The sequence below is a fragment of the uncultured Cyclobacterium sp. genome (assembly GCF_963976465.1).
In the GTDB taxonomy this organism is placed as follows: Bacteria; Bacteroidota; Bacteroidia; order Cytophagales; family Cyclobacteriaceae; genus Cyclobacterium.
Genome location: NZ_CAXBOC010000387.1, coordinates 1 through 5,696 on the forward strand (window position 1 = coordinate 1; position 5,696 = coordinate 5,696).

At 36.1% G+C, this 5,696-nt stretch carries 3 protein-coding genes; 2 read left to right on the forward strand and 1 reads right to left on the reverse strand.

All coding sequences use genetic code 11. From position 1 onward, the window contains the following. Positions 1–598 precede the first annotated feature (598 nt). Positions 599–1,738: a WYL domain-containing protein gene (locus tag AAC037_RS18515; protein WP_339904670.1), complete on the reverse strand. Its 1,140-nt coding sequence runs from the start codon at positions 1,736–1,738 to the stop codon at positions 599–601. A gap of 453 nt (positions 1,739–2,191) precedes the next feature. Between AAC037_RS18515 and AAC037_RS18520 the strand changes: the two genes are divergently transcribed. Continuing rightward, positions 2,192–3,772: a reverse transcriptase/maturase family protein gene (locus AAC037_RS18520; protein ID WP_339904672.1), complete on the forward strand. Its 1,581-nt coding sequence runs from the start codon at positions 2,192–2,194 to the stop codon at positions 3,770–3,772. Between the two features lie 503 nt (positions 3,773–4,275). Next, positions 4,276–4,938: a hypothetical protein gene (locus AAC037_RS18525; RefSeq protein WP_339904674.1), complete on the forward strand. Its 663-nt coding sequence runs from the start codon at positions 4,276–4,278 to the stop codon at positions 4,936–4,938. Positions 4,939–5,696 lie beyond the last annotated feature (758 nt).

The following is a 5,696-nucleotide window of genomic DNA, read 5'->3' on the forward strand; positions in this document are numbered from 1 at the left end:
TTCGGCAGCGGCAATCTGCAAGGCTGATGAAATAAACCTTTCATCATCCCCTTCACCAAAATGTTTGATCAAACTCTTTATTTGCTCCGTTGCTCCCATGCCACAAAAATTTCCTTTATTCCAATAAACACTAAACCTACAAAAAACATCCTTAATTTCTTTAAAAAACAGTTGAAAAACGATGGAATGTATATGGCGTACTCCACATCTCCATCAGATTCTTCCAGAGCTTGTTGATACTCTTCATTATAGACATCGGATAGCCGTTTGAAAAAGATAAGGGAAAAATATACACCTTAAAATCCGAAGCGTCGACTGGACCTTTCAATATCCATGCGGCTTTGGAAAGTTATTGCTCAAGTTGAGAAAGGGTGAGTTTGGTTTTATTCATAAATTGAATCAAAGTTTTTCGTACCAGTTTGCATACGTAGAAAAAGACATTTGCCTTTGTTATTTTTAAAGAATCAGTCAATCTATTTTACCATAAACCGAAAAGAATTTTAAATATAAGGAGAGTTAGCAAGAATCCGACAAATACATACTACTGATAAATGTTTTTGTCATGCTCTATTTCATGTTCTGAATTCAAGTCTTAAAGTTATTTCTTAATATTAATTACTTGGATAGATTGAATCCTGTCTAATCTAAAGTGTCTTACAGCATTCCGTAGCAAACAATGACCGACAAAATGTTTGATTTCCTGCTTCTCTTTATCTTCTTGATTTTTAAAAATCAAAAAATCTGAAATGGTTTTTCCTTCAACAGTCCTATTTGTTACCTCCCCATGAAAAGAACCGTATCTAATTTTAAAAAACCTATATTTTCCGAGATAATCAGATATAAAATCCTTTACTGAAATGATTTCGTTGTGATTATTGAATTTTGGCCAAGATTCTAGTATTGGACTAACGGTATCAGGCAGACCAGTATCCGGTTCAATCAGAAAAGAATCGGGCTTATTTTTAACCAAATCAATTCCTTGTAGGTAATAGCTTCCATTTAGACAAAAAGAAGAGCTGACTTGAAGTAAAATGGGGATTTTAGTCCCGGATTTTTTTATTTGTAGCGTGGTTTGTTCGTTGACCATTTCTGAAATTTTCTCCAATATTTCCGCACCGTAAACCGGAAGACGTTCTAGTAATGCTAGGGGTATGAATTTTTCGGAAAATTTATTGCTCTTTGGGTTAAACCATTTGCATTTGGCTAAATATTGATCGATTATACGAGCTTGTTGTCCAGTCTTTTCATCATATTTTGGGTCTTTTTCCTCCGCCTTTTTTACGCTGATGACTTGCATTGCAGGCGCAACAAACGACAAAATATAATTATCTACCCTCGTTTGAGTTCCATTCTTGGAGGAAAGTGATGATTTCTTCTTTCCTGTTTCAAGCGACGCAGTTTTAAAAATCACGTTTGAATAAAGTAAATCCTCCTGACTTATGACTTCGGATTTTTGAATAAGTTTAAGCTGTTTTTCTGAAATCCAGGCCTCTTCAAATTGTAATTGGTCATGGTTGAACCAAAAGCATTTACAACTTTTGGAACCCTTCTTGTGTATCTCTACTCCATCTTTAGGATCATAGCTTCCTCTGGTGTGCATCAAAATTTCCCCTATAACCATCAGCGGTGGCGTTAATAATGATTCTCCTGCTATCACTGTTTCAAAAACTGAATTTTGAATTGATGAGTAAGGATGAGATTTAAATGCTACTATATCTCCAAGTACAAAATTTTCCATGCTAAAAGTAAACAGTTAATTATATACCGAACATACAAATTATTTATTACATTTGAACTAAGCCTCGCGGAGAAATGTGCTTAGGCAATCGTCTGGTTTAGGACTGTACGGCCTTATTAGGCTGACTATTGCCATAGGGCAATAGGTAATGGATTAACCATGTAAGGTTTGAGTTTCTTTGTTAATATTCTTCTCATCACTTCCCTAACAAGGGCAGTCAGGAGAACTTTCAAGGTAAGTGCTGTACATAAATACAGTGCGATACTTATAGCCGATAGAAGAGTGAATACCGCTAGTTGTCTAATCAGTTTATTCTGCATTGGCTTCTTCTTTATTTGTTCTACGTAATTGAAAACAAGCGTGACTCAAGAAATTGGGTGCCGGTCCGGCTTCGAATGAAGTGTAAGATTGCTATTAGATACGCCTATCATCCCGCGAGGTGTTTTTTAAATTATGAGGACTGAGATAAGAGAAAAATGGTTTAGAAACAGGGGTTACCTTCATTTAAGTCCAAAATTAAATTTGGATTCGGAAGGGGACTATGTTTTTAAAAAAATCAGCAACCCCAGATACGTAGCGCACCATTCCTTTTTCCCACTTATACATGCCAACATTAAAGAAAGAAGATACAAAAAGGATCCGGTAGCAGAAAAAAGATGCCATACTGCCTCAACCGGAAAAAGCAATGCGAAAATAAGACCCCTTCATTTCGCATCGCATTTGGACAGTTTAATATTTGCATACTACGCTGACAAACTTAAGGTTTTGTATGAAGGTGTATTAGCGACAGAACCAGAGGTATCAGAATGTATTACCGCCTACAGGCAAATTCCTGACCCGAACATTCCGGGCAAAAACAAAAGCACCATCCACTTTGCACACGAAGCATTTGAACACATAAAAATCAAAGCAGAAAAGGATAAACAGTGGGCAGTCCTAAAATTTGATATCGAGAAATTTTTCAGCGGAATTAATCATAAACTTCTGAAGGCCTCCTGGTCCAAACTATTAGAACAAAAGGAACTTCCTAGGGACCATTATCAGGTATTCCGAGCATGCACCAATTTCTCCTACATATTAAAGGATGACTTAAGAATATCTCAATCAAATAATGGAAGGAAGGCAGGATTTGATGAAAAAAAGCTTGCTGAGAACCGAAAAAAGGGAACTGAATGTTTTTTTGAAAATCCGGCGGAGTTTCGCCAGGCTATAAAGTCGGGACAGTTTAAGGTCTACAAAAATCCATTTTACTCTAAAGCAGATAAAACCCGAAAGGGCATTCCCCAAGGTCTACCTATTTCTGCTACATTGGCAAATTTATACCTTTTGGAATTTGATCGTAACGTTGTCAAGGAAATCGTCAAAAAAAGAAATGGATATTATCGCAGGTATTCGGATGATATCTTGATTGTAGTTCCAGTGGATGAAGAAGAATGGGCAAATAAGTATATTACAAAGTTGATTTTAGAAAGCAAGGTTTCAATCAGCACTGATAAAACCGAGATATTTCGATTTATTAGATACACCGATGCAACAGACAAATCGATTATAAAGGGATTTTTAAAGAAAGGACATGGTTTGATCGATACCACCCCTTTGAATTACCTAGGTTTTGATTTTTATGGGTTCAAGACATTGATTGCATCAAAGAACCTTTCAAAATTTTACCGACGCATGAAAACGTCAGTTAAAAAGAAGGTAAAGATAGCCACAAAGAAATTCCAGAAGGACGAAATCGACAGGTCGGGGGTCGCTGTCTATAAACGTCAGTTGTATAAAATTTATACCAGTCTGAATCTCGAAAAATCCAACGCAACCAAAAAGCGCAAAAAATTGATCAAGAATATTTTCGGTTACTATTATTTTAAATCAGACATCCAATCCCCTCCATTCAAAGGCAATTACCTGTCTTACGCCAAAAGAGCAGCAAAAATTATGGAGGAGCCTGCAATCGAAAATCAGATCAGAAATCATAAGCGAATATTCAATAAAGCTATACGGGAAAGAATAAGAAAAAGTAAATCTTTGCTGTGACGGGGAATAAGTTTAAAAACATGTATTTTAATTGCTGTGTGGGAAGAACCTAAATAAGAACTCGAATAATGCATACAATCAATATAAAGTATATCTAATGCTTTGACGGTATAAAATCATCTATTTATAGAATCTTTATAATACAATTTTTTTGAAGAACAAGAGGGTAAATGTATCCGTCCAAGGAACTCGATCTTCCATGGAAGCCAGATTGTGGCTAGACTAGTGGCTTGAATAGACAGAGCAAACGAGAAATGAGAAACCTAGAACTAGAATTGTTGATTGTAATCCGATATAAGCAAGTTCGAATTCAATTTAAAGAGTGGATAAGTCGGATCGGTAAAATAATGGGTTAGGTAGTTTTTCAAATGAACAAACTAATCCAGATTTCCAGGTAAAGTGAAAGACAGACTCAAATTGATTTGGAAATTGTGTAGTTTTCATAACTATTCTTTGGGTATGGATGAACTCTAAAAAGAGGAAGAGCAGAAAACATAGATAAAATGAGGTTCGCGTTAGTTAATAACGAAAGAATTGAAGCCAGAAAAGGAATCAAGGGGGAATGTCAAGCTTGTGGCTTTCAGATGATTCCGGTTTGTGGGCCTATCATAATTCACCATTGGAGGCATGATAGTAACTGTAATTGTGACCCTTGGTGGGAAAACGAAACAGAATGGCATCGCAATTGGAAAAATAATTTTCCTAAAGATTGGCAGGAGAAAGTCTGTTGTGATGACCAAACAGGAAAATGGCATTTTGCGGACGTTCGTACACCCAAGGGTGTGGTTATTGAATTCCAGAATTCCCCAATCTCAAAGGAATTAATAAAAGAAAGAGAGCAGTTTTATGGTGAACAAATGGTATGGGTAATAAATGGAATAATTTTCAGAGATAATCTAACTTCCAAAGAATTCTGGGAAGACCCTGAAACTATCAATATTCGTTTAAGTCATCCTAGAATTGATATTTGGAGAAAAAAAAGTAGAAATGAAGAGTTTTTCAAATGGAAATATCCTCCTAAAAGCTGGGTAGGAGTTTTGAGACCGGTGTTTATAGATTTTGGTGAAGATTCCCTTCTTTGGGTTAAAGAAGGTATGGGAACTAAACAAATTAGTGGTGTATATATTTTAAAAGAAAAGTTTATAAGTCACTATGGTGGAGTCTAGTCAATATAAAACCTCATAACACTCCCAAGCTCATTGCTTGGGAGCACTCAAAGTCCTTGAAATATAGTCTCTTTTAGACTTTTTCCGAGGTTTTCGTAATTATATTTTAATGTCGCTGGGACCAGTCCTCTCCCAACTCATGTGCCATGGGTTCCTACTTATGCATTTCGCGGAAACATCCGATATTGCAACCTTGGTGGTTTTTCTCTGGCATGTTGGTACTATCTATCATTGAATAATATAAACCTTTCCCATAGAATTGATTATAAGGTAATAAGAGATTTTTAAATAAAATATCTGTAGAAGGGATAATTTATGCTGGTGGCCATGTGGATTCGGTTGGGAATTTCATCTTTTTTCCACCAGCATCAATTCATATTCAGAAAAAAAGTTATGCCTTATCAGAATAGAGTAGACGGCACGGATTATTGAATTTTGTAAGACCCCCTGATTGTGAACCGAAATTAGAGGGTAATCGCCATTCAGTAAAAATCTGGATGTAAAGATGAACATTTCTTTAGAAAAGTTTATTATTGAAAATACTCTTGATGTATTGGAAAACAATCAGTTAAATTTGGGTCTGGCCAAGTTGAACCTGAATTTCGGTTACTTTTATTAATTGTGGATTTTGGAATTGCTTCTAAGATTGATGAGTGTTTCAGATGACGAGATGGATGTTTTTTCTAGTACTTATATGGCAGTCATAGGGAGTGTTAGCTCAACTCTGTCTGGCTTCCCTTCGGGGGGCTAGCCCCCCG

Excerpts from the sequence above, each read along its gene's own strand:
- AAC037_RS18515 (WP_339904670.1), bottom strand. The coding sequence starts at position 1,738 with ATGGAAAATTTTGTACTTGGAGATATAGTAGCATTTAAATCTCATCCT.
- AAC037_RS18520 (WP_339904672.1), top strand. The coding sequence starts at position 2,192 with ATGAGGACTGAGATAAGAGAAAAATGGTTTAGAAACAGGGGTTACCTT.
- AAC037_RS18525 (WP_339904674.1), top strand. The coding sequence starts at position 4,276 with ATGAGGTTCGCGTTAGTTAATAACGAAAGAATTGAAGCCAGAAAAGGA.